Annotated in this window: 21 protein-coding genes; 9 read left to right on the forward strand and 12 right to left on the reverse strand. The window is 68.7% G+C overall.

The genetic code is table 11. The features are described 5' to 3' along the window. Nucleotide 1: 1 nt before the first annotated feature. Entirely contained in the window at nt 2-607 is a 606-nt protein-coding gene (locus tag HWY37_RS26375) for a cysteine hydrolase family protein (protein ID WP_175209417.1), read from the forward strand. Nucleotides 608-620: 13 nt separating this feature from the next. Beyond that, nucleotides 621-1,427, forward strand: coding sequence for an SDR family oxidoreductase (locus HWY37_RS26380; RefSeq protein WP_175209381.1), 807 nt, complete (start codon nt 621-623; stop codon nt 1,425-1,427). Between the two features lie 19 nt (nt 1,428-1,446). Here the strand turns inward: HWY37_RS26380 and HWY37_RS26385 are convergent, their stop codons facing one another. Continuing rightward, complete coding sequence (locus HWY37_RS26385) at nt 1,447-3,183, reverse strand: flagellar assembly protein A (RefSeq protein WP_176090218.1); 1,737 nt, start codon at nt 3,181-3,183, stop codon at nt 1,447-1,449. A 268-nt stretch (nt 3,184-3,451) separates the two neighbouring features. Between HWY37_RS26385 and HWY37_RS26390 the strand changes: the two genes are divergently transcribed. Next, a complete protein-coding gene (locus HWY37_RS26390; RefSeq protein ID WP_175209379.1) occupies nt 3,452-4,204 on the forward strand; it encodes a lytic transglycosylase domain-containing protein in 753 nt (250 codons plus the stop codon). A 33-nt stretch (nt 4,205-4,237) separates the two neighbouring features. Here HWY37_RS26390 and hemL read toward each other — a convergent pair whose 3' ends face one another. From hemL to HWY37_RS26405, 3 genes are read right to left on the reverse strand one after another with little or no spacing between them, the layout of a single operon-like run. After that, nucleotides 4,238-5,515: a glutamate-1-semialdehyde 2,1-aminomutase gene (gene hemL, locus HWY37_RS26395; RefSeq protein ID WP_175209378.1), complete on the reverse strand. Its 1,278-nt coding sequence runs from the start codon at nt 5,513-5,515 to the stop codon at nt 4,238-4,240. 5 nt (nt 5,516-5,520) lie between these two features. Then, nucleotides 5,521-6,186 carry a thiamine phosphate synthase gene (gene thiE, locus HWY37_RS26400; RefSeq protein ID WP_176090219.1) on the reverse strand — a complete coding sequence of 222 codons (666 nt, stop codon included), beginning with the start codon at nt 6,184-6,186 and terminating at the stop codon, nt 5,521-5,523. Beyond that, nucleotides 6,183-6,992, reverse strand: a complete 810-nt coding sequence (locus tag HWY37_RS26405; protein WP_175209376.1) for a hydroxymethylpyrimidine/phosphomethylpyrimidine kinase — start codon at nt 6,990-6,992, stop codon at nt 6,183-6,185. The genes thiE and HWY37_RS26405 overlap by 4 nt, the downstream gene beginning before the upstream one ends. Nucleotides 6,993-7,149: 157 nt before the next feature. On the opposite strand from HWY37_RS26405, the gene HWY37_RS26410 reads away from it, so the two are divergent. The 6 genes from HWY37_RS26410 to HWY37_RS26435 all read left to right on the forward strand — a co-directional run bounded on the left by HWY37_RS26410 (nt 7,150) and on the right by HWY37_RS26435 (nt 11,416). Beyond that, nucleotides 7,150-7,314: a rubredoxin gene (locus tag HWY37_RS26410; RefSeq protein ID WP_003814980.1), complete on the forward strand. Its 165-nt coding sequence runs from the start codon at nt 7,150-7,152 to the stop codon at nt 7,312-7,314. Nucleotides 7,315-7,466: 152 nt separating this feature from the next. Further along, nucleotides 7,467-8,054, forward strand: a complete 588-nt coding sequence (locus HWY37_RS26415; RefSeq protein WP_175209375.1) for a YqgE/AlgH family protein — start codon at nt 7,467-7,469, stop codon at nt 8,052-8,054. Beyond that, nucleotides 8,047-8,448 (forward strand): Holliday junction resolvase RuvX, encoded by a 402-nt coding sequence (gene ruvX / locus HWY37_RS26420; RefSeq protein WP_088138233.1) that lies wholly within the window; start codon nt 8,047-8,049, stop codon nt 8,446-8,448. Before HWY37_RS26415 ends, ruvX begins: the two co-directional genes overlap by 8 nt. Nucleotides 8,449-8,469: 21 nt before the next feature. After that, a complete protein-coding gene (locus HWY37_RS26425) occupies nt 8,470-9,393 on the forward strand; it encodes an aspartate carbamoyltransferase (RefSeq protein ID WP_176090220.1) in 924 nt (307 codons plus the stop codon). Beyond that, entirely contained in the window at nt 9,390-10,679 is a 1,290-nt protein-coding gene (locus HWY37_RS26430) for a dihydroorotase (protein ID WP_176090221.1), read from the forward strand. The genes HWY37_RS26425 and HWY37_RS26430 overlap by 4 nt, the downstream gene beginning before the upstream one ends. Then, complete coding sequence (locus HWY37_RS26435; RefSeq protein WP_176090222.1) at nt 10,676-11,416, forward strand: lysophospholipid acyltransferase family protein; 741 nt, start codon at nt 10,676-10,678, stop codon at nt 11,414-11,416. The genes HWY37_RS26430 and HWY37_RS26435 overlap by 4 nt, the downstream gene beginning before the upstream one ends. A 1,058-nt stretch (nt 11,417-12,474) precedes the next feature. On the opposite strand, the gene HWY37_RS26440 is transcribed toward HWY37_RS26435, so the two are convergent. The 8 genes from HWY37_RS26440 to HWY37_RS26475 form a co-directional block, all read right to left on the reverse strand. After that, nucleotides 12,475-13,308, reverse strand: coding sequence for a symmetrical bis(5'-nucleosyl)-tetraphosphatase (locus HWY37_RS26440; protein ID WP_176090223.1), 834 nt, complete (start codon nt 13,306-13,308; stop codon nt 12,475-12,477). Further along, nucleotides 13,305-14,483 (reverse strand): LPS export ABC transporter permease LptG, encoded by a 1,179-nt coding sequence (gene lptG / locus HWY37_RS26445; RefSeq protein WP_175211816.1) that lies wholly within the window; start codon nt 14,481-14,483, stop codon nt 13,305-13,307. The genes HWY37_RS26440 and lptG overlap by 4 nt, the downstream gene beginning before the upstream one ends. 82 nt (nt 14,484-14,565) lie before the next feature. Then, a complete protein-coding gene (gene mtgA, locus HWY37_RS26450) occupies nt 14,566-15,288 on the reverse strand; it encodes a monofunctional biosynthetic peptidoglycan transglycosylase (RefSeq protein ID WP_175211815.1) in 723 nt (240 codons plus the stop codon). A 5-nt stretch (nt 15,289-15,293) separates the two neighbouring features. After that, nucleotides 15,294-16,157, reverse strand: a complete 864-nt coding sequence (gene aroE / locus HWY37_RS26455) for a shikimate dehydrogenase (RefSeq protein WP_176090224.1) — start codon at nt 16,155-16,157, stop codon at nt 15,294-15,296. Next, nucleotides 16,154-17,053 (reverse strand): TonB family protein, encoded by a 900-nt coding sequence (locus tag HWY37_RS26460; RefSeq protein WP_175211759.1) that lies wholly within the window; start codon nt 17,051-17,053, stop codon nt 16,154-16,156. Before HWY37_RS26460 ends, aroE begins: the two co-directional genes overlap by 4 nt. A 196-nt stretch (nt 17,054-17,249) precedes the next feature. Next, on the reverse strand, nt 17,250-18,338 hold the full coding sequence (locus tag HWY37_RS26465; protein ID WP_176090225.1) for an ABC transporter ATP-binding protein: 1,089 nt from the start codon (nt 18,336-18,338) through the stop codon (nt 17,250-17,252). Beyond that, a complete protein-coding gene (locus HWY37_RS26470) occupies nt 18,331-20,103 on the reverse strand; it encodes an ABC transporter permease (RefSeq protein ID WP_175211753.1) in 1,773 nt (590 codons plus the stop codon). The genes HWY37_RS26465 and HWY37_RS26470 overlap by 8 nt, the downstream gene beginning before the upstream one ends. 149 nt (nt 20,104-20,252) lie before the next feature. After that, a complete protein-coding gene (locus HWY37_RS26475; protein ID WP_175211755.1) occupies nt 20,253-21,350 on the reverse strand; it encodes an ABC transporter substrate-binding protein in 1,098 nt (365 codons plus the stop codon). Nucleotides 21,351-21,499 lie beyond the last annotated feature (149 nt).

Here is a 21,499-nt window from a genome sequence, read left to right on the forward strand (position 1 = left end):
CATGACCGACGCCGCCGTGCTGGCGCTGCACTTCCAGAACGACGTGCTGCACCCCGAGGGCAAGATCCGCGTGGGCCTGGATGCGGACAGCGGCGCGCGCCAACGCCTGCTGGACAACGCCGCGGCCCTGCTGGCCGGGGCGCGGGCCCACGGCCTGCCCATCGTGCACGTGCGAATCGCCTTCCGCCCGGACTACGCCGACCTGATGGCCAACTGCCCCATCTTCCGCAACGTCGCCGCCATTGGCGCCGTGCCGGAGGGGCAGTGGGGCAGCGACTTCTATGAAGGGCTGCAGCCCTTGCAGGACAGCGCGCGCGAGTTCGTGGTGAAGCACACCCGCATCAGCGCCTTCTACGGCACGCCGCTGGAAGAAACGCTGCGGCTGCTGGGCGCGCGCCGGCTGGTGGTGGCCGGGGTCGCCACGCATTCGGTGGTGGAAGGCACCGTGCGTCACGCCGCCGACATCGGCTTCGAGGTCATGGTGGCGCAGGACGCCTGCGCTTCCGCCGACCAGGCGGTGCATGACGCCTCGCTGGCCAGCATGCGCCTGATTGCGCAAACCGGACCTGTGGCGGAAGCTGTGCGCTGGGCCGCCACGGCTCATTGATCAAGGATTCATCATGGATTTCACAGGCTTTCCCGGCGTGGCCGGCAAGACCGCCATCGTCACCGGCAGCACCCAGGGGCTGGGCGCGGACATCGCGCGCGGACTGGCCGCGGCCGGCGCCAACGTGGTGCTGGTCGGACGCAATGCCGAGGCCGGCCGCGCCCTGGAACGGGAGCTGGACGGCCGGGCGCTGTATTGCGAAACCGACATCGGGCAGGACAGCCAGATCCAGCGCTGCATCGACGCCGCCGTGGCGCGTTTCGGACGGCTCGACATCCTGGTCAACAATGCCTGCCAGTACGCGGACCGCGGCCTGGCTTCGTCGCGCGAGGAATGGCACAGCACGCTGGACACCAATCTGGTGTCGGCCGCCATCTTTACGCAACTGGCCGCGCCGCTCTTGCCGCGCGGCGGCGTGGTGGTGAACATGGGCAGCACGGGCGGCAAGTTCGGCGCGGCCGGGCGGGCGCTGTACCCGGCGTCCAAGGCGGCGCTGCTGCAGATCACCAAGAACTTCGCGGTGGAGCTGGCGCCGGCCGGCGTGCGCGTGCTGGCGGTGTCGCCGGCATGGACCTGGTCGCCGTCGGTGGAGCAGTTGTCGGGCGGCTCGCGCCCGGCGGCGGACGCGGTGGGGGCGCATTTCCATCCGCTGGGGCGGGTCGGCTCGGGCGAGGAGATCGCCGCGGCCGTGTGTTTCGCCTGTTCCGACGCGGCGTCGTGGATGACCGGGGTGGACATTCCCGTGGACGGCGGTTTTTCCATCCTGGGGCCGGACCGCGGCATTTCGCCGCGCGCCTGGTTCAAGGAACTGGCGCCCTGAGCGGCGCCAGCGGGCGGCGTCAGCGGATGACGATCTGCCCGGCCTCGACGGCGGCCTTGCCGCCGATCTGGTCTTCCAGGAATTCCTGCATCTTGTTGCCCACCTGAATCGTCACGCCGCCGCAGAAGCGGCGCGCCGCCTGGATGGTGGCGCTGGCCAGCGGCTGCAGGTCGCGCACCAGCTGGGCCTCCTCCGCGTCCTGCGCCAGCAGGTCCTGGCTGAGCTTGACGTGGGTGTTGCGCGCGCGTTCGGCCACGTCGCCGGGGGCGCGTTTCGGATTGGCCTGCAGGAACATCAGCAGCTGCTCCAGCTTGGCCTTTTCCTCGTTCATCTTCTGGCGCTTGCGCGCCAGCGCCGCGCGCTTGATGTCGGCGTGCGGGTCCAGGCCGGCCTGGACCAGGGTCGGGATGCCGGAGGGCGAGCCCAGGGTGCCGGCGCGCACGGCCTGCATGGCGCGGGTCTGGCCGCCCGTGATGGCGCTTTGCTGGGTGTTCGGGGGGCCGACGTTGACGCTGCCGCCGGCCGCGATGCTGCTCTGGCGGATTTCGCGTTCCACGTCCACGTCCTTGCCGGCGCTGATGACGGCGTTCTCGATGAACTTGGCGCGCAGCGCGCCGCCGCAGACCACGCGGGCGGTGCGCGCGGCGGCCGCGGCGTCCTGCAGGGCCTCGGCCAGGCCGATGATGCCGCCCTTGACCGTCACGCTGCCGCCGGCCTCGACCAGCGCCGCTTCCATGGTGCCGTTGACCATCACGTCGCCGGTCACGTGGACTTCCATGGTGGCGGCGATGTCGCCGCGCACCAACAGCGAGCCTTCGAAGTGGATGTTGCCGGTGGACAGGTTGACGGCGTCCACTTCCACGATGGGGTTCACCTGCACGCCATGGCTGACCAGGGTGGGCGTGCCGCCGATGGTGGCGCGCAACAGCAGCGGGTCTTCGGGGTCGACCGCGGCGCCGGACAGTTCGCTGGCGAACGGGGTGTCGGGCAGTTCCTCGGGCAGGATGGGCGCGCCCAGCACGGTGGTGCCGTCCACGCCCGGCAGGGGCGGCCTGCGGCGCATCAGCGGCATGCCCGGCGTTACCAGCAGCAGGCTGCCGAGGTCGCGGTAGTCCACCTGGGCCAGTTCGTCGATGTCCTGGCCGCGCGGCTTCAGGCGGTCGAGCAGGCTTTCGAAGCGTGTCGGGGTGCCGCGGGTGGGCGGCGTGCCGCGGGCGATCTGCACGGTTTCGCGGCGGCCCTGCGTGACGGTGTCGGTCAGTTCCTGTTCCAGGATGCCGTGGACGATGCCGCGTTCGGCCAGCACCTGGCGCACGCCTTCCAGCGTCACCGGCTTGCCGCCCTGGGGTGGATGCAGCGTCAGCAGGACGGACATGTGCTCGGCGTCCAGCTCCAGTTCGAGCGAGCCGTCGATGACCTGGCCGACGGGGGCCTGCACGGGTTCGGTGGCATGGCGGCACAGGTCGATGAAGGTCAGGACGGCCTTGCTGTCCAGCGCCTCGGCGCCCCAGCCTTGGGCGGCGGCGGCGGCGGCCAGGGTGTCCCAGCTGGGCAGGCTGACAGGGGTGCGCGGCTCGGTCTCATCATCGGCGACGGCGGTGCTGGCGTCGGCATCGAAGGAGGTCGAGCCGTCCGAGCCGCCTGCCGCCGCCATGGCGGCATCCGCCGCGGCGGGACGCGCCGGCGGCGTGTAGACCGCCGTCAGGACGTTGCTCGTGGCGTCCAGCATCAGCTGGAGCGTGTTTTCTTCGTCCATCTTGCCTCTCCGGCCTTGGCGTCATGCGCCAGGTGAAATTATTTAGTAATCATACGAAATATTAAGTCATATTCTAGCTCAGGGGTTGCAGGCTACTGGAAAGTAGGTCGGCAAATTCCGCCGCATGCCCTAGTTCCGTCCCTGTGTCGCCCTGGGACGGCGCCCGGCTGGCGAGGACTAGGACGTCGGCACTAGCGACAAAACGGCGGCGCCGTCGCAGCATAGGCACTCGCCAATGCGTCCTTGGACGCCGCCGGAGCCCCGTTCCATGCACCGCCACCCCCGACCCGTCTTGCCGGCCCTGCGCGCCCTCCTGGCGCGCGCTGGAGGCATGGCGGCGCTGGCGGCCATCGTGTCGGGCGCTCTGGCGCTGGCGCCCGCCGGCCCGGCCCAGGCGGCGGACATCTACCGCTACAAGGATCCCTATGGGGTCTGGCGTTCGATGAAGGTGCCCACGGGCTATGCCAAGTATTACAAACGGGCGCAGGCCAGGACGGTCTGGCGCGCCAACCCGGTCAAGATCTGCCTGGAATGCGAGCCCCAGTCCGGCGATGGCGCGCGCCTGATGTCATTCGTCTCGGTTTCGCGCGCCCAGCGCTGGGAAGAGCTCAAGGCGCCCACCGCGCATGACGGGCTGATCGCGCGGGCGGCGCGGGAATCGGGCGTGGACCAGGCCTTGCTGACCGCGGTGATCGCGATCGAATCGGGATTCCGCAGCGATGCGCGTTCGCCCAAGGGCGCGCTGGGATTGATGCAGCTGATGCCGGCCACCGCCGCGCCGCTGCTGTCGGTGACCGATGTCGAGAGTGCGCTGGTGGACCCGGCGACCAATGTGAACGCGGGGTCGCGCCATCTGCGCCGCCTGCTCGACCAGTATCCGGGCAGGCTGGACCTGGCGCTGGCGGCCTACAACGCGGGGGAAGGGGCGGTGCGCAAGTACGACGCCGTGCCGCCCTATGCGGAAACCCAGGCCTACGTGCGGGATGTGACGGCCTTGTACGAACACTACAAGGCGCCCTGAGGGGAGCGGCCGCGGGCCGGCTCCCCGGCGTCGTTACAGCGACGCGAAGACCTTTTCGGCGATGTCCAGGGTGGACTTGATCACCGCGTCGTCGTGCGTGGCCGAGACGAAGCCCGCTTCGAAGGCGGACGGCGCGAAGTGCACGCCGTGGTCCAGCATGGCATGGAAGAAGCGATTGAACGCCGCGGTGTCGCAGGCCGAGACTTCGGCGAACGAGGTCGGCACCTTGTCGCTGAAGTAGATGCCGAACATGCCGCCCACCGAGTCGGCCGAGAATGCCAGGCCGGCGGCGCGGGCGCGTTCCTGCAGGCCCTGCGCCAGCTTGGCGGTCTGGGCCGACAGCTTGTCATAGAAGCTGGGAGCAGCGATCAGGCGCATCGTGGCCAGGCCCGCGGCCACGGCCACCGGGTTGCCCGACAGCGTGCCGGCCTGGTAGACGCCGCCCAGCGGAGCAATGTGCTTCATGATTTCGGCGCTGCCGCCGAAGGCGCCCACCGGCATGCCGCCGCCGATCACCTTGGCCAGCGTGGTGATGTCGGGCTTGACGCCGGTCAGGCCCTGCACGCCTTGCGGGCCGACGCGGAAGCCGGTCATCACTTCGTCGAAGATCAGCAGCGCGCCGTGCTGCGTGCAGACCTCGCGCAGGCCTTCCAGGAAGCCCGGCGCCGGCTTGATCAGGTTCATGTTGCCGGCCACCGGTTCGACGATGATGCAGGCGATGTCGGCGCCGTGCTTGGCGAAGGCTTCGCGCACGGCATCCAGGTTGTTGTATTCCAGGGTCAGCGTGTGCGAGACGAATTCCGGCGGCACGCCGGCCGAGCTGGGGTTGCCGAAGGTCAGCAGGCCCGAGCCGGCCTTGACCAGCAGGCTGTCCGAATGGCCGTGGTAGCAGCCTTCGAACTTGACGATCTTGGCGCGGCCGGTGGCGCCGCGGGCCAGGCGGATGGCCGTCATGGTGGCTTCCGTGCCGGAGCTGACCAGGCGCACCTGCTCCAGCGAGGGCAGGCGCGAGATCAGCACTTCGGCCAGCTCGATTTCCGCTTCGGTGGGGGCGCCGAACGACAGGCCGTTGACGGCCGCGTCCTGCACCGCGCGCACCACTTCGGGGTGCGAGTGGCCGAGGATGGCGGGGCCCCAGGAGCCCACGTAATCGATGTACTGCTTGTCTTCCGCGTCCCACACGTAGGGGCCCTGCGCGCGCTTGATGAAGCGCGGCGTGCCGCCCACGGAACGGAAGGCGCGCACGGGCGAATTGACGCCGCCGGGGATGCTGCGGCAGGCGCGTTCGAAAAGCTGAGCGTTACTGGACATGGCGTTCAAGGCTTGCGGTTGGGGTTGGCGGAATAGGGCGCGGCGCATGCGGCCGCGGCGGCGCGGATGCTGGGCGCTCCGAAGAGTCCGGTGATGACGGCGATGGCGTCGGCGCCGGCCTGCGCCACCAGCGGCGCGTTGTCGGGCGTGATGCCGCCGATGGCCACGACCGCGGGGCGCGGGGCGTCGCAATCGTCGGTCAGGCGGCGGGCTTCGGTCAGGACGGACAGCGGCGCGCGCACCGTGTCCGGCTTGACGGACGAGGCGAACATGGCGCCGAAGGCGATGTAGTCCGCGCCGGCGGCCAGCAGTTCCCGCGCGCGGCCCAGGTCGTCGTAGCTGGAGCCGCCCAGGATCAGGTCGGGGCCGGCCTCGGCGCGGATGCGCGCCAGGCTTTCGTCGTCGCGGCCGACGTGCGCGCCGTCGGCGCCCACGTCCAGCGCCAGGCGCCAGTCGTCATTGATCAGGAAGACCACGCCCAGTTCGCGGCACAGCGGCGCCAGCGCGCGGGCCTGCGCGGCGCGCACGGCGTCGGGCACGTTCTTGCGGCGCAGTTGCAGCGAGCGCATGCCGCCTTCGGCAGCCTGGCGCACCCCCTGCAACAGGCGGTCGGTATCGTCCCATTCAGGGGTGACGCCGTACAGGCCGGCGGGAAAACGCAGGGCTTTCATTGCGGGGGAATCCGGTTGGGAATGCGCCGGCCCATGCCCGGCAGGAAGCTGGCGGCGACCGCGGCGTCGGCGTGGGCCAGGCCCTGGCGCACGGCCTCGGGCATCTCCAGGCCGCGCGCCAGCATGGCCGTGATGGCGGTGGCGGCCACGCCGCCAGCGTCGCCGTTGCGGTCCGGGGGCGCCTGCCACGGCAGGGTGGCGGTCTGGCCATTGGGGCCCAGCAGCATGTTGGCGTAGTGGCCGGGCCGCTGCGGGCTGCCCAGGACCAGGACCCACTCCGCGCCCGCCGCCACCAGGGCGTGCATGGGCGTGGGTGCGTCCCCGATATCGATGTCGCCATCGGCGTGCCACTGCGCCAGGCGCAGGTGCTCGATGACCAGCAGGTCGGTCTGCGGCAGCACCAGCTCAAGGGTGGCGGCCAGCAGGTCGTCGGCCTCGTCCTCGTCGGCGGCGTCGGCCGGCAACTGGGCGCGCTGGCCCAGGTGCAGGACCAGCGGCACCTGGCTGTAGTCGGCGGCGACCTGCGCGGCCACGCTGGCCGTTTCCGCGGTGTATAGTCCGCCCACCTTGATGGCCTGCACGGGCATGTCTTCGAGCAGGCAGCGCGCCTGGTCGTCCAGCAGGTCGGGTGTAACGGGATGGATTTCTTCGATGCCGGCGGTATCGCGCACGGTCAGCGCGGTCACGGCCGCGAGGCCATGGCAGCCCAGGCTGGCGCAGGTCACGGCATCTGCCGGCAAGCCGTCGGCGCCCGAGGGATCGAGCGGACCGAAGACCAAAACGAGGGGGGGAGTAACGGGGGCCACTTGGACAGCGCTAGAGTGGGGGCGCGCCCGGACTCATTTGCGGTGAATCAGGGGAACCCCTATTGGGTTTCGGTAAGATTGTCCCCATTCTAATGGAAGCCCCCCACCTTTGCCCTGACGCCGGGGCAAGGGCCTGGAATTGATGTAAGAGAGAACTATGCGTACTTGGATGTGTTTGATTTGCGGCTGGGTCTACGACGAAGAGGCCGGCCTGCCCGACGAAGGCATTGCACCCGGCACCCGCTGGGAAGACGTGCCCCCCAACTGGGTCTGTCCTGAATGCGGCGCCCGCAAAGAGGACTTCGAACTGATGGAAATCTGAGGCCCTAGCGCCGACATATTCCGCCAAGGCTCGTAAGATGGGACTACGCCCCATCCTTCGCAACCGCGGGACGGACTGCCGCCGGGCATGACGCATGCCGGGCACGAGCAGCCTCCCCGCGGTTCTTTCAGATTACCCATGTAGGGGTTGCCATGACGGAAAAACACCACGAAGACGCCACGGCGCAGCCGGCCAACTTCGCCAACCAGTTCCTGATCGCCATGCCCGGCATGGTCGAAGGCAGCCTGGCGGGTTCGGTCATCTATGTCTGCGAGCACACCGAACGTGGCGCGCTGGGCCTGGTCATCAACCGGCCCACCGACCTGACGCTGGGCACCCTGTTCGAGCGCATCGACCTGACGCTCGAAATCGGCCCGGTGAAGGACACCCTGGTCTTCTTTGGCGGTCCGGTGCAGACCGACCGCGGCTTCGTGCTGCACGCGCCCGCCGGCGACTACAGCTCCAGCATCAAGCTGGGCGACATGGCGCTGACTACCTCGCGCGACGTGCTGCAGGCCGTGGCCGACGGCAAGGGACCGGCCCGCATGCTGGTCACGCTGGGATACGCCGGCTGGGGCGCGGGCCAGCTCGAAAGCGAAATGGCGCAGAACGCCTGGCTCAGCGTGGGCGCCGACGACCACATCATTTTCGACGTCCCCCCCGAGGAACGCTATCCGGCCGCGCTGAAGCTGCTGGGCATCGATCCGGTGATGCTGGCGGGCGATGCCGGCCATGCCTGAAGAGACCCTGCTTGCCTTCGATTTCGGCGAGAAAAAGATCGGCATCGCCATCGGCAATACGCTGACGCGCCAGGCGCGTCCTCTTGAAATCATCTTCAGCGAAGTCCGCGAGGCGCGCTTCGGCCGCATCGCGGCGCTCTTGCAGGAGTGGCAGCCCCATCGCGTCGTGGTGGGCCTGGCGCTGGACGCCGAAGGCGGCGAACAGCCTGCCACCGCGCGCTGCCGCCGTTTCGCCAACCAATTGCACGGCCGCTTCGGCCTGGCCGTCGAACTGGTGGACGAACGCGGCTCCAGCATGGAGGCGCAGCGCCTGCTCGGCACCCATGCCGCGGACGACGCCATGGCGGCGGCCGTCATCCTGCAACGCTATTTGGACACCCTGCCTGCCGCCTGAGGCGCGCGGTCCCGCCTCCCCATGCTCAATCCGCAACTCGATCGCCGCGGTGAACTGATACACCTGCTGACCACCGAAGGGCTGCCCCGGCGCCACGTCGAGCGGCTGCTGGAGGCCGCGCGCGGTTTTGCGGCGCGCGGTGCAGCGGGGCAGGGCTTGGCGGGGCATGGTTCGTCCGTGTTCCTGTGCTTGCCCGAAGAGGCGGCACGGGACCGCCAGGCCTATGCCGCCGCCGCGCAGCGCCTGTCGCTGTCGGCGGTGGAACTGGACGCGCAGGCCGGCGACGCGCTGGCCGCGACGGTGACCAGGCTGGCTCCCGGCCTGCTGGTGCTGCGCCATGGCGCCAGCGGCGCGGCGCATTGCGCGGCCGCGCATGCGGCGCCGGGCCTGCGCATCCTCAACGCGGGCGACGGCTGCCATGCCGATCCCTTGCCCGCACTGGCGCTGGTACAAGCCATGCTGGACGCCCGCCAGGACCTGACCAACCTGGCCGTGACGCTGGTGGGCGACATCCGCCACTCGGGCGTGGCGCGCTCCGTCATCCATGCCATGACCACGCTGGGGGTGCCTGAAGTCCGCGCCGCCGCGCCGCGCACCCTGTTGCCCGAAAACCTGCCGCAACTCGGCGTGCGCGCCTGCGCCTCGCTACGCGAAGGCCTGCAGGACGCCGATGTCGTCATCGTCCTGCCCTTGCAGGTGGAAGGTATAAGCGGCGCGTTGCTGCCTTCGGCCCGCGAATACGCCCATGCCTACGGCCTGACGCCGCAGGCGCTGGCCGCGGCCCGGTCCGACGCATTGCTGTTGCCTGCGGGCGCGTTGACGCCCGGCATAGAAGTTGACGGCGACGTCGCGGCCAGCCTGGCGCCGATCGAGGCGCGGCTGGAGGACATCGAACTGCATCTGCGCCTGGCGGCCCTGGAATTGCTGAGCGGAGACGCGCCATGAGGCTGCACATCGCCAATGGCCGGCTGATCGATCCCGCCAACGCTGTGGATGGACGGCACGACCTTTACATCGCCGACGGCCACGTCGTGGCAGTCGGCCGCGAGCCCGACGGCTTTCACGCGGACCGCCGCCTGGATGCGACGGGGCTGGCGGTATTGCCCGGCCTGATCGATCTGTCGGCGCGGGTGTCGCAGCCGGGCGCGACGGCGTTCGCGCCCTCCGAGCTGCGCGCGGCCCTGGCCGGTGGCGTGACGCGCCTGGTGCTGCCACCGGACGCCGAGGCGCCGCTGGACGAGCCGGGCAAGGCCGAGGCGTTGATGCGCCACGCCGAGCCCGGGCAATGCCGGATCCATCCGCTGGGCGCCATGACCGTGGGCCTGGCCGGCGAAACACTGGCGGAAATCGGCCTGCTGGCCCAGGCGGGCTGCCTGGCCTACACGCAGGGCGAGCAGGGCATCGCCGATACGCGCGTGCTCTGGGGCGCGATGCGCTACGCCAGCGGCATGGGCCTGGCGCTGTGGCTGCGGCCGCAAGACCCGTGGCTGGCGCGCGGCGCGACGGTCGCCAGCGGCGCCTACGCCGAGCGCCTGGGCCTCGAAGGGCTGCCGCCGCAGGGGGAAACCCTGGCCCTGCACACCATTTTCGAACTGCAGCGCGCCACCGGCGCGCGCGTGCACCTGACGCGGCTATCCTCGGCCGCCGGGCTGGCGCTACTGCGCGCAGCAAAGCGCGAAGGCTTGCCGGTCACGGCCGACGTGTCCGCCAACAGCCTGCATCTGACGGACGTGGATATCGGCTTCTTCAACACGGATTTCCACCTGAACCCGCCGCTGCGCGGCCAGCGCGACCGCGACGCCATCCAGGCGGCGCTGGCCGACGGCACGGTCGATGCCCTGTGTTCCGACCACACTCCGGTCGGCGATGCCGCCAAAGCCGCGCCATTCCCGGCCTCCGCGCCTGGCGCGACGGGCCTGGAGCTGCTGCTGTCCCTGACCTTGAAGTGGGCGCGCGACCACCGCCAGCCGCTGGCCGAGGCGCTGGCGCGCGTCACCAGCGGCCCCGCCGCCGTGCTGGACAAGATCGCGCCGCAAGCCGGCCCCGCCGGCCATCTGGGCGCCGGCGTGCCCGCGGATCTGTGCCTGGCGGACCTGGACGCCGAGTGGCTGGTGACGCCCGGCGCCCTGCAAAGCTGCAGCGGGCATACCCCGTTCGCGGGTATGATGCTGCCCGGCCGTGTACGCGCCACCGTGGTCGGTGGCAGCCTGGCCTGGGAGACTCCGGTTTGAAGCTGCTGCGCTTTGTCCTTAGGCTGTTCCTCGTGGTGCCCTGGATTCTCATCGGCCTCTTGTGCGTGGGTCTGATCTATCCCTTGATCGGCTCCAAGGCGCGGGCCTGGCTGAATCGCCGCTGGTCGCGCTGCCTGATGGCATTCTGTGGCCTGCGGGTCGTCCTCAAGGGCGATCCGCGCCTGACCGGTCCGGTGCTGATGGTGGCCAACCACGTATCCTGGATCGACATCTTCGTGCTGAATTCGGCGCGCGCCACGTCCTTCGTCGCCAAGAGCGAGATCCGCAGCTGGCCGGTCATCGGCTGGCTGGTGGCCGGCGCGGGCACCTTGTTCATCGAACGCGGCCAGCGCCACGCGGTCCATGCGATGGGCGAGTCGATGCAGGTCCGCTTCAAGCTGGGCGACGCGGTGGGCCTGTTCCCCGAAGGCACGACCAGCGAAGGTTTCGAGCTGCTGCCTTTCCACGCCAGCCTGTTCGAGCCGGCACGTTCGGCCGCGGTCGAGATCCAGCCCGTGGCGCTGCGATTCCTGCAGCACGGCGAGCGCAGCGGCTATGCGGCGTTCGTGGGGGAGGAGTCCTTGGTGGCGAATCTTTGGCGGGTGCTGGGAGTGACGGGGCTGGCCGTCGAAGTCGTGTTCTTACCGCCATTGGCGGCGCGGCATCCGGATGGGAGCTTGCCTACGCGGCTAGAGCTGTCTCATCAGGCGCGAGATGCAATCTTGAGCGTTCTCTAGCTTTGGCTGTAGTTGCGGCTGTGGCTGTTGCGTTTGCGTTTGCTTCGTAGGTCGTCCGTCGTCGCGGGCGGCGTGGCGGCGAGCGCCCACGATTGCGGTCCGGAGCCTTCGCTCCGGACTCCCCCGTCGTCATCTTCGTCCAGGCCTTCGGCCTTCCCTTCAGATTCCCTCGGGCGCATCGAGGTTGCTCGCCGCCACGCCGCCCGCGACGACGGACTGCCGCTTTCTTGGTTTGTTGCGCTGCTGGAGCCGTGGTTTGGGGCGAGTCTTGCGTTGCCCGCCGCTCACGGCCGCGCGGGCGGCCGTGAGCGGCATACATCGGGTGGGGCGTCGGGACGGTGCGCGCTTGCGCGAATGCGGTGAGCGGTTTGTTGTTGGCTTCGCGAGTAAGTGGGGTGGGGTGGTGATGGGTGGCGCGCGGCGAATAGTGGTTTGCGCATGCAGACCCGTTCGCGCGCGCCACCCATCCGGCATCGGAGTTGAAATGATGATTTGGGAATGCTGCGCAGGTGGTGGCGTCTAGTCAGATATCTGGCGCGAATGGGCCGACCAGTCAATAATCGTCAGTTCAACCCAAGCGCCGGATGGGTGGCGCGCACCCGGGTCTGCAAGCGCAAGTAGATTTTCATCGCGCGCCACCCATTACCGCCCACCCCCAAGGCGCTGGAGACCATTAGCAAACGCCTCCCCGCATCCGCGCCAGCGAACACAATAGCAATCCAAGAAATCACGTATGTCATTTTCGGCCGCCCGCGCGGCCGAAAATGACGGGCAGCCCAAGACTCGCCCCTGACCACGGCTCCAGCAGCGCACCAAGCCAAGACTCACGCAGCACGTCGGCGCAGGCGCGTGGGAGGCGAGCAACCTCGATGCGCCCAAGGGAATCTGAAGGAACCGCCGCAGGCGGTGACGAAGATGACGATGGGGAAGTCCGGAGCGAAGGCTCCGGACCGCAATCGTGGGCGCTCGCCTCCCACGCGCCTGCGCCGACGTGCGACCTACGAAGAACTTGCAGCCAACGAAGACCGCCGGACCCTACGAAGACCCAAGCAGCCCAGCTACTCAGACAAAGGATCCTGAAACTGCGAACACTTCACCTGCACCAGCTTCCGATCCTGCAACCGCAAAGCCGTCAACGACCCACCCCAAACACACCCCGTATCCAGGCAGATCACATCCGGCCGCTGCAACAACCCCAGCGTCGACCAATGCCCGAACACCGTCGTCACATTCCGCGTCGCCCGGTTGGGCACGTCGAACCAGGGCACCAGGCCCGCCGGCCATGCGCCCGGCGTCACCTTCGTGGCGAATTCCATATGGCCATTGGGCGTGCACAGCCGGATGCGCGTCAGCGCGTTGATGATGACCCGCATGCGCTTGCCGCCCTTGTGGTCTTCCTTCCACGTGGCCGGCTCGTTGCCGTACATCTTCTGCAGCGCCTTCTGCCAGTTCGGCCCGCGCAGCGCGTCCTGGACCTCGCCGGCCAGGGCCAGCGTCTTGGCCACGTCCCATTTCGCCAGCGTGCCGGCGTGGACCAGCAGGTGGTTCTGCTCGAAGTGGGCCAGCGGACGGAACCGCAGCCAGTTGATCAGGTCGACCGCGTCAGGCGCCTGCAGGATCTCTTCCAGAGTGTCGGATTTCGAGGGCTTGCGCACGCCCGCCGCCGTGGCCAGCAGGTGCAGGTCATGGTTGCCCAGCACCGAGGTCGCGCGGTCGCCCAGGTCGATGATGCGGCGCAGGGTTTCCAGCGACTGGGGGCCGCGATTGACCAGGTCTCCGGCGAACCAGAAGCGCGACTGCGGGTCGCCGACCAGTTCGGGGTGGGACAGCAAGCGATCCAGCGGCGAGCAGCAGCCCTGCACGTCGCCGATCATCCAGATACTGCCGTTCATGCGGGACTCTTGCTCCACGGCCAACGTTGTTGCACGATCCGCGTGATCGCGTGGCGGTATTCCATGTAGCTCATGGCACCCAGCGCCAGGATCATGGCTCCGATATTCGGACCCAGGGCAGTCAGCCAGGCCGGCCATTTGCCCAGCATGCCCACGTTCAGGGCCAGCTGGTTCAGCATGAAGAAGCCCACGCCGACCAGGATGCCGACGAACACCTTGGCGCCTACGCCGCCGCGGCGCGTTTGCATCAAGCCGATGGGAGCCGCAATGGTGATCATGACCAGCAGGGTGAACGGATATGCCAGTTTGCGCCACAAGGCGACGACCTGTCGACCATATTGCAGCTGGTTGTTGCGCAAATAATCCACATAGTCCAGCAGCGTGACGATGGACATGCGCTCAGGGGTCAGCACCCGGGCCAGCAGGCGCTCGGCGCTGAGCGTGGTGTCGATCTTGCGCTCGGGCATCTTCACCACCGAGGCGGGAGGATTCTTCGGCGGGCGCGCGTTGGCCAAGGCATCGGCCGCGTCGTCGTCCAGCCGCGTTTCGGTGACGTCCTTCAGCACCAGATCGCCGTGAGTGAACTGGCCGGTCGGGGCGACGGACAGCGCCGACAGCGTCAAGTCCTTCTTGAACTCGTAGAGGGTCACGGAGGCGACCTGGCCGTCGCCCTTGAGTTCGCCGATGTTGATGATGCGGGTGCCGCCGTTGGCCGTGGGTTCCTTGAACCAATAGCCGCTGTTCAGGCGGTCGCCGCCGGCCTTGCCGCGGAACAGCAGGTTGGCTTCGCCGGATTTCATCTCGGCCCAGGGCGTGGCGTATTCGGACAGCAGGCCGGCGCCTATCATCAGCGGAATCGTGACGATCCAGAGCATGCGCAGCAGCTTCATGCCGCTGACGCCGGACACCCGCAGGATGACCAGCTCGTTGCGCTGGGCCAGCCCCGCCAGCGCCAGGATGGCGCCGATCAGCAGGCCGATGGGCAGGAGGTCGTAGAGACGGGTGGGGACCGCCAGGGCCTGCATGTACAGCAGGGCCATCATGGAGAACTTGTCGCCCACGTTGTCCAGGTCGTCCACCAGCGCGAAGAACGTGAAAAGGCCCAGCAGGGCCATGAGGACGACTGCGCAAGAACGGTAGATCTCGCGGGCCAGGTAGCGACGTGCAGTACGCATGAAAGGAAGAAGGAGCGCGTAAACCCGAAAGCTTAACAAATCCCGCCGCCGAGGGTGGGAGCCAGAGGGGATGGATTCCGTGTCAGGGAATTTCGACCATTTGCATCCGGCGCGTCAGGACGCCGACCCGGGAGTTCAGATAGCGCGTATTGCGGTGGGCGTCGTAGAAGCGCGGGTTGGGCAGCATGGCCGCCAGCCGGGCCGACTGGCTGGCTCCCAGGTTGGCGGCGGGGGTGTTGAAGTAGTGCTTGGCGGCGGCCTGGGCGCCGAACACGCCTTCGCCCCATTCGGCCACGTTCAGATACAGCTCCAGGATCCGCTCCTTGCTCATGACGTGTTCGATCATGTAGGTCAGGATCAGTTCCTGGCCCTTGCGGATGTAGCTGCGGGAGCTGGACAGGAACAGGTTCTTGGCCAGCTGCTGGGTGATGGTGGAGCCGCCACGCATCTTGCTGCGGCCCGCTTCCTGCTGCTTCTGGTTGTATTCCCAGGCCTTGCGAATGGCATCCCATTCGACGCCGTCATGCTCGGTGAAGTTGGAATCCTCGGACGCCACCACCGCGCGCTTGAGGTTGCGGTTGATCTGGTCGTAGGGCACCCACTCGTACTTCAGCTGGAAATCGGGGTTGCCGTCGCGCAGGCGGGACAGTTCCTCGCGCATCACGGCGCTGCTGCCGGGCGGGCGGTAGTTGTACCAGACCACCTGGGCGAACAGCCAGAACTGGTAGAGCAGGACCAGGCACACCAGCGCCATCAGCGTGCCGCTGATGATCCGGAACCAGGAGCGGCCCTTGCGCGTCGCCATGCCGCCTACTGTCCGGCCTGCAGCGCCTCGCGCAGCGCCGCCAGCACGGGGGCCGGATCGGGCCGCAGTCCGTGCCAGATGTAGAAACTCTCGGCCGCCTGGCCCACCAGCATGCCCAGGCCGTCGGCCGTCAGGGCGGCGCCGTCGGCTTCGGCCTGCTTCATGAAGGCCGTGGGCTGGGCGCCGTACATCATGTCGTAGCCGGCGGCGCCGGGCGCGTACAGGCCGGGTGGCAGGTCGGGGGCGGCGTTTTGCAGGCCGCTGGCCGTGGCGTTGACCACCAGATTCCAGCCGCCAGGCGTGGCGGCGTCCGCCAGGCTGCCGCCCGTGACCGCGGTCTGCGGCGACACGCCGCTGTCGCGCCAGGAGGCGGCCAGTTCCTCCGCCTTGGAGGCGGTGCGGTTGACAATGTGGATGCGGGCGCAGCCGGCCTCGGCCAGCGGCTGCAGCACGCCGCGGGCGGCGCCGCCCGCGCCCACCAGCAGCACGGCGGCTCCGGCCAGGCGCACGCCCAGGCGCAGCAGGTCGGACACCAGGCCCACGCCGTCGGTATTGCAGCCATGCCAGGCGCCGTCGCGCCAGGACAGGGTGTTGACCGCGCCGGCCAGCCGGGCGCGGTTGGACAGGCGGCCGGCGGCCAGGGCGTAGGCATCCAGCTTGAAGGGCACCGTCACGTTCAGGCCCAGCCCGCCCTCGGCGACGAAGGCGGCGACCGCGTCGGCAAAGCCGTCCACCGGGGCCAGCAGGCGCTCATAGCGCAGCGGCTTGCCGGTCTGTTCGGCGAACATGGCGTGGATCTGGGGCGAGCGGCTGTGCGCGATGGGGTTGCCGATGACGGCGTATCTGGCGAGAGGGGGCGCCTCGGTCATGGGGCTTGTGTTTCCAGGGTGTCGTTGACGAAATGCCAGGTGCGGGTGATGACCAGCACGTCCGTATCGCGTGCGATATCGGGGGGGAATGGGGGGAAGGGCGCGGCCAGCTGGACGATGCGGCGGGCGGCCTGGTTCAGCACCGCGTGCGGCGACGGCTGGTCGATTTCGACATTGGCGATGCTGCCGTCGGCGCGCACGGACACCGTGATGCGCAAGGAGCCGTAGATGCGGCCGCGCGCCTCTTCCGGATAGTGCTGGGTGCCCACGGTTTCGATGCGGGTGCGCCAGGCGTCCAGGTAGGCGGCGTAGCGCGAGGCCTCGGCGGAGGGGGCCACGAACTGCTTGCGCGGTTCGGCGCTGTATTGCTGGACCCGCGCCGCCAGCGCGGCGATCTGGGCGCTCTGGATGACGCTGGCCTGGTCCTCGGCGTCGCGGCCCAGGTCGGCGCCGTCTGGCCAGGGGTTGACGGCCTGGCGCTCGGCGCCCGCCTTGTCGGCGGCGCGCAATTGGGTCATCAGGCGGGTCTGTTCGGCTTCCAGCTGTACCTGGCGGCGGCGCATGGCCTCCAGCACGATGGTCTCGGCGGCTTCGCCGGTGCGGGGCAGCGGGGTGGTGGACATGCCGCGCTCGGCGTTGCCGCCGCCCGTCATCTGGTTCTGGGCCTGGGCGCGCGGGGACTCCGGCGGGGTCTCGCTGCGGGCATTGAGCAGCACGACTTCCAGGCTGGTGACCGGCGGGCGCGAGGACGCGGGCGCGCTGAAGCGCCACGCCAGGGCGCCGGCGTGCACCAACAGCGATATTGCGATGCCGATGCGCAGGTAGTGCTGGGCGGGAGCGCCCAGCCACCGCAGGGAACGGCTCAGCGAGGAGGGGGAATCAGCGAGGCGTTGCACCTGCGCATTGTAGAGCGAGTCCATGTCCGCCGGGCGTCAGGCCGGTGCCGGATTGCTCCCGGTCTGAAGAGGTCCGGAGCCCCGGGGCTTGTAACACCCCGGGGGCGGCCCGATGCGGCCTCAGGCCGCTTTGCGGGGAAACTCCAGACGATGCCGCTTCAGACCGCGTCGCGGGGGAATTCCAGACGATGCGGCGTCAGGCCGCGTTGCGGGGGAATACCCAGACCTTGCTGGCCGGCAGGGCCAGGCGGCAGGGGCCGGGCTCGCGGCCTTCGGGGCCGTAGGCGCGCAGGGCCAGGGTGTGGGCCGGGTCGGCGTCGGGGGTGCGGAACAGGTATTCCCAGCGGTCGCCCAGGTACATGCTGGTCAAGAGCGGCATGTCCAGGTGGTTGCCGTCGGCGTCGTCCGCCAGGCGCACCTGTTCCACCCGGATGACGGCGGTGGCGTCCTGGCCCTGGGCCACGCCCGGGCTGGCCTTGCCCCACAGCGACCAGCCGCGGCCCTCGATGCGGGCCCGGCCGTCGCGCACTTCGGTGACCTTGCCGTCCAGGCGGTTGTTGCTGCCCATGAATTCGGCGGTGAACAGCGTGGACGGCGAGCCGTACATCTCCTGCGGCGTGCCCTGCTGTTCGATCTTGCCGTTGTTCAACAGCAGGATGCGGTCCGAAATCGCCATGGCTTCGCTCTGGTCATGCGTCACCATCAGGGCCGACAGGCCCAGGCGGATGATCAGCTCGCGCAGGAAGGCGCGGGCCTCTTCGCGCAGCTTGGCGTCCAGGTTGGACAGCGGTTCGTCCAGCAGGATGACGGGCGGGCTGTACACCAGCGCGCGGCCGATGGCCACGCGCTGCTGCTGGCCGCCTGACAGCGCGTGCGGATGGCGCTGGCCCAGCTTGCCCAGGCCCAGTTGGTCCAGCACGGCCTGCACGCGCTCGCGCACCTCGGCGCCGGGCACCTTGCGCAGCTTGAGCGGGTAGGCCACGTTCTCGTACACGGTCTTGTGCGGCCACAGCGCATAGGACTGGAACACCAGGCCCAGGTTGCGTTCCTCGGCCGGGATCTCCTTCTTCGCTGCGCCGTCGTACACGACGCGGTCGCCGATGGTGATGCGGCCGCGCTTGGGGCCTTCCAGGCCGGCCACGGCGCGCAGCAGGGTCGTCTTGCCGCTGCCCGAGGGGCCCAGCAGCGACACCACTTCGCCCTGGCGCAGCTGCATCGACACGCCCTTGAGCACCGGGTTGTCGCCGTAGTCCAGGTGCAGGTCTTCTACAGAAAGCTCAATCATGAAGTTTGACTCCGAATCGCAGGGCGATGCCCAGGCCGATCACGACCAGAACGATATTGATGAAGGAAAGCGCGGCCACGATGTCGATGGCGCCCGAGGCCCACAGCGACACCAGCATGGAGCCGATGGTTTCGGTGCCGGGCGACAGCAGGTAGACGCCGGTGGAGTATTCGCGCTCGAAGATCAGGAACATCAGCAGCCAGGAACCGATCAGGCCGTACTTGGCCAGCGGCACCGTGACGTGGCGGGTGACCTGGCCGCGGCGCGCGCCGGCGCTGCGGGCGGCCTCTTCCAGTTCGGGACCCACTTGCAGCAGGGTCGAGGAAATCAGCCGCAGGCCGTAGGCCATCCACACCACCGTGTAGGCCAGCCACACGCTGAAGATGGTGCTGCGCATGGCGCGCAGCCATTCGATGAAGTTCTCGCGCAGCCATTCCGCGAAGGGCAGGGCCGACAGCCAGCCGCCTTCGTCCAGGGCGTTGTCCAGCCACATCGGCACGAACAGGAACACCCACAGGAAAGCCAGGCCGGCCAGCAGGCCCGGCACCGCGCGCGGCACCAGCACGCTGTAGTCCATGAAGCGCGTGACGTTGTCCGGCTTGCGGTGCATGGCCAGGCCCACGAACATGTAGCAGAACACGGCCAGCGCGCCGCCGAACACGCCGATGGCGACCGAGTTGACGATGGCGCGCATCAGGTTGGGCTGCGAGAACACGGTGCGGAACGCGTCCAGCGACAGCACGTCCAGCAGCGACACGCCCATGCCCCAGTTGGACACGAACGCGCGCAGCAGCACGCCCAGCAGCGGCACCACGATGGTCACCAGCAGCCAGAACGCCACCACCCCGCCGGCCACCCAGCGCCACTTGCCCAGCGGCAGGGCGCGGGCGCGCGAGGCCTTGCCCTTGACCGTGACGAAGCGGTTGGCGGTGCGCATCAGGCGGCGCTGCAGCATCACCAGCGGGATCGTCATGCAGATCAGCACCACGGCCACGGCGGCCATCAGGTGATACGACGGGATGCCCAGCTTGTTGGTGAGCTTGTACAGATACGTGGCCAGCACCAGGTTGCCTTCCGGATCGCCCAGCACCAGCACCAGGCCGAACACTTCCAGGCCCAGGAAGAACAGCAGCACGGTGGCGTACAGCATGGCCGGCCGCACCATCGGCAGGCTGACCGACACCATCACGCGCAGCGGCGAGGCGCCCGACACGCGGGCGGCTTCCTCGACGTCCGAGCCCATGCTGCGCAGCGCCGACGAGATGTACAGGTAGGCGTGCGGCACGTGGGTCAGGCCGGCGATGACGACGATGCTGGTCAGCGAGTAGACGTTCCAGGGCACGAAGCCCAGCAGGTTCTGCGCCCAGATCGAGAAAAAGCCCACGGGGCCCGCGGCCACCACGTAGCCGAAGCCCAGCACCATGGGCGACACGAACACCGGCACGAGGATCAGCGGCTCGATCCAGCGGCGGCCGGGCAGGTCCGTGCGTATCATCAGGAAGGCCAGCATGCCGCCCAGCGGGATGGCGATGACGGCCAGGCCGAAGGCCAGGATGAAGCCGCTTTTCAGCGCCTTGTAGAAATCGGGGTCCGCGAAGATGAAGCGGAACGCGTCCAGGCTGAACGTCTTGGACGGGGCAAAGAAGGGCGCGGAGAGAAAGCTCTGGATGATGATGAACGACAGCGGCACATAGATGGCCAGGGCCGTGATCAGCACCACCACGCCGCGGGGCAGGGACTGCCATTTCGAGCGCAATGACTGCATGGGGAATCCTGTGTTCTTGAATGGCGCGAAGGTCGCGCGGCCGGGTCGGGGACGACCGCCCCGGCGGCGGTCAGGCGGACGGCGGCATGCCGCCGTCCCCTACGCGCGAGGCGGCCCGGAGCTGTTGTGCGGCTCCGGGCTGCGCGGCATTACTTGCCAGCCGCGGCGCGCCAGTCCTTGATGAACTGCAGGCGCTTGTTCTGCTCCAGGTAGTCCAGCAGCGTTTCGTTGACCGGGATCGGCTTGAGCGCGGCGCCCAGCTTCTTGGTCATGCCGTCGACGTCGTTGTCGCCTTCGATGTCGTCGCGCACGGAGGCCAGGTCGGCCTGGTTCGCGAGAATGGTCTGGCCCTTCTGCGACAGCAGGTAGTCCATCCACAGCTTGGCGGCGTTGCGGTTCTTCGCCTTCTTGCTGATGAACGCCACGCGCGACAGCACCAGCGCGTAGTCGGTCGGGTAGGCGATGCCCAGCGACGGGTCGTTCTTGGCGCGGGTTTCGGCGTAGGAGCCCAGGATGTTGTAGCCGATCAGGTTTTCACCCGAGGACACGCGTTCCATCATGGTGCCCGTGGACGACTGCACGATCAGGCCGCCGGCGCCGATGCCCTTGAGCGTCTCGAAGTACTTGGGATCGTTGGCCTTGTCCTGCACCGCCAGCATGAAGCCGACCGCCGACTTCTCGATGTCGTAGGTGGTGACCTTGTTCTTGAACTTGTCCGGCTGGCTGGCGATCAGCTTGGCCAGCGCGCCGTGCGTGGTGGGCACTTCGGCGGCGGGGATCAGGCGCTTGTTGTAGATGAACACGGCCGGCTCGTAGGTCGTGCCGTAGGCCGAATCCTTCCACACCGCCCAGGCCGGCAGCTTGCCGATTTCCGGCGACTTGTACTGCAGCGCGTAGTCGGTGGCCAGCTTCAGGGCCGAGTCCATCGAGGAGCTCCAGACGATATCGCCGCTGCCGCCGCCCGCCGCTTGTTCGCTGATGTAGCGGTTGTAGAGCTCGGTGCTGTTCATGTCGTTGTATTCGACCTTGATGCCCGGATACAGCTCTTCGAAGCCCTTGATGACGGGGCCTGCAGCCTTGGTGTCGGTGGTCGAGTAGATGACGACCTTGCCTTCCTTCTTGGCGCCGTCCAGGATCTTCTGGTAGTCGGCCGGATAGCCGGCCGGCACTTGCTGCGCAAAGGCGCTGCCGGCGGCGAGGGCGAATGCAGCGGCGCAGGCGGCCGCCAGTTTGGACTTGGCAAGCATGGGTGTTGTCTCCGAATGATTTGAGTTCGAGCAGGATCCCTGTCCAGCTTGGCCGCATCTTAGGAGCCGGCGTCTGTCGTCGTCCTGTCATGGCGACAGGTGGCGGCTAGGGGAAATCCCTTGGTGCCGCGGATCAGGATGATGAGACC

Source organism: Achromobacter anxifer (assembly GCF_903652925.1).
GTDB classification, from domain to species: Bacteria; Pseudomonadota; Gammaproteobacteria; order Burkholderiales; family Burkholderiaceae_B; genus Achromobacter; species Achromobacter anxifer.

Bases quoted from the DNA above. Each gene is read 5' to 3' on its own strand.
- HWY37_RS26430 (WP_176090221.1), top strand. From the start codon at position 9,390: ATGAGGCTGCACATCGCCAATGGCCGGCTGATCGATCCCGCCAACGCT.
- lptG (WP_175211816.1), bottom strand. From the start codon at position 14,483: ATGCGTACTGCACGTCGCTACCTGGCCCGCGAGATCTACCGTTCTTGC.
- HWY37_RS26465 (WP_176090225.1), bottom strand. From the start codon at position 18,338: ATGATTGAGCTTTCTGTAGAAGACCTGCACCTGGACTACGGCGACAAC.
- HWY37_RS26390 (WP_175209379.1), top strand. From the start codon at position 3,452: ATGCACCGCCACCCCCGACCCGTCTTGCCGGCCCTGCGCGCCCTCCTG.
- HWY37_RS26475 (WP_175211755.1), bottom strand. From the start codon at position 21,350: ATGCTTGCCAAGTCCAAACTGGCGGCCGCCTGCGCCGCTGCATTCGCC.
- HWY37_RS26375 (WP_175209417.1), top strand. From the start codon at position 2: ATGACCGACGCCGCCGTGCTGGCGCTGCACTTCCAGAACGACGTGCTG.
- ruvX (WP_088138233.1), top strand. From the start codon at position 8,047: ATGCCTGAAGAGACCCTGCTTGCCTTCGATTTCGGCGAGAAAAAGATC.
- HWY37_RS26415 (WP_175209375.1), top strand. From the start codon at position 7,467: ATGACGGAAAAACACCACGAAGACGCCACGGCGCAGCCGGCCAACTTC.
- HWY37_RS26440 (WP_176090223.1), bottom strand. From the start codon at position 13,308: ATGAACGGCAGTATCTGGATGATCGGCGACGTGCAGGGCTGCTGCTCG.
- aroE (WP_176090224.1), bottom strand. From the start codon at position 16,157: ATGACCGAGGCGCCCCCTCTCGCCAGATACGCCGTCATCGGCAACCCC.
- hemL (WP_175209378.1), bottom strand. From the start codon at position 5,515: ATGTCCAGTAACGCTCAGCTTTTCGAACGCGCCTGCCGCAGCATCCCC.
- HWY37_RS26380 (WP_175209381.1), top strand. From the start codon at position 621: ATGGATTTCACAGGCTTTCCCGGCGTGGCCGGCAAGACCGCCATCGTC.
- HWY37_RS26425 (WP_176090220.1), top strand. From the start codon at position 8,470: ATGCTCAATCCGCAACTCGATCGCCGCGGTGAACTGATACACCTGCTG.
- thiE (WP_176090219.1), bottom strand. From the start codon at position 6,186: ATGAAAGCCCTGCGTTTTCCCGCCGGCCTGTACGGCGTCACCCCTGAA.
- mtgA (WP_175211815.1), bottom strand. From the start codon at position 15,288: ATGGCGACGCGCAAGGGCCGCTCCTGGTTCCGGATCATCAGCGGCACG.
- HWY37_RS26385 (WP_176090218.1), bottom strand. From the start codon at position 3,183: ATGGACGAAGAAAACACGCTCCAGCTGATGCTGGACGCCACGAGCAAC.
- HWY37_RS26470 (WP_175211753.1), bottom strand. From the start codon at position 20,103: ATGCAGTCATTGCGCTCGAAATGGCAGTCCCTGCCCCGCGGCGTGGTG.
- HWY37_RS26410 (WP_003814980.1), top strand. From the start codon at position 7,150: ATGCGTACTTGGATGTGTTTGATTTGCGGCTGGGTCTACGACGAAGAG.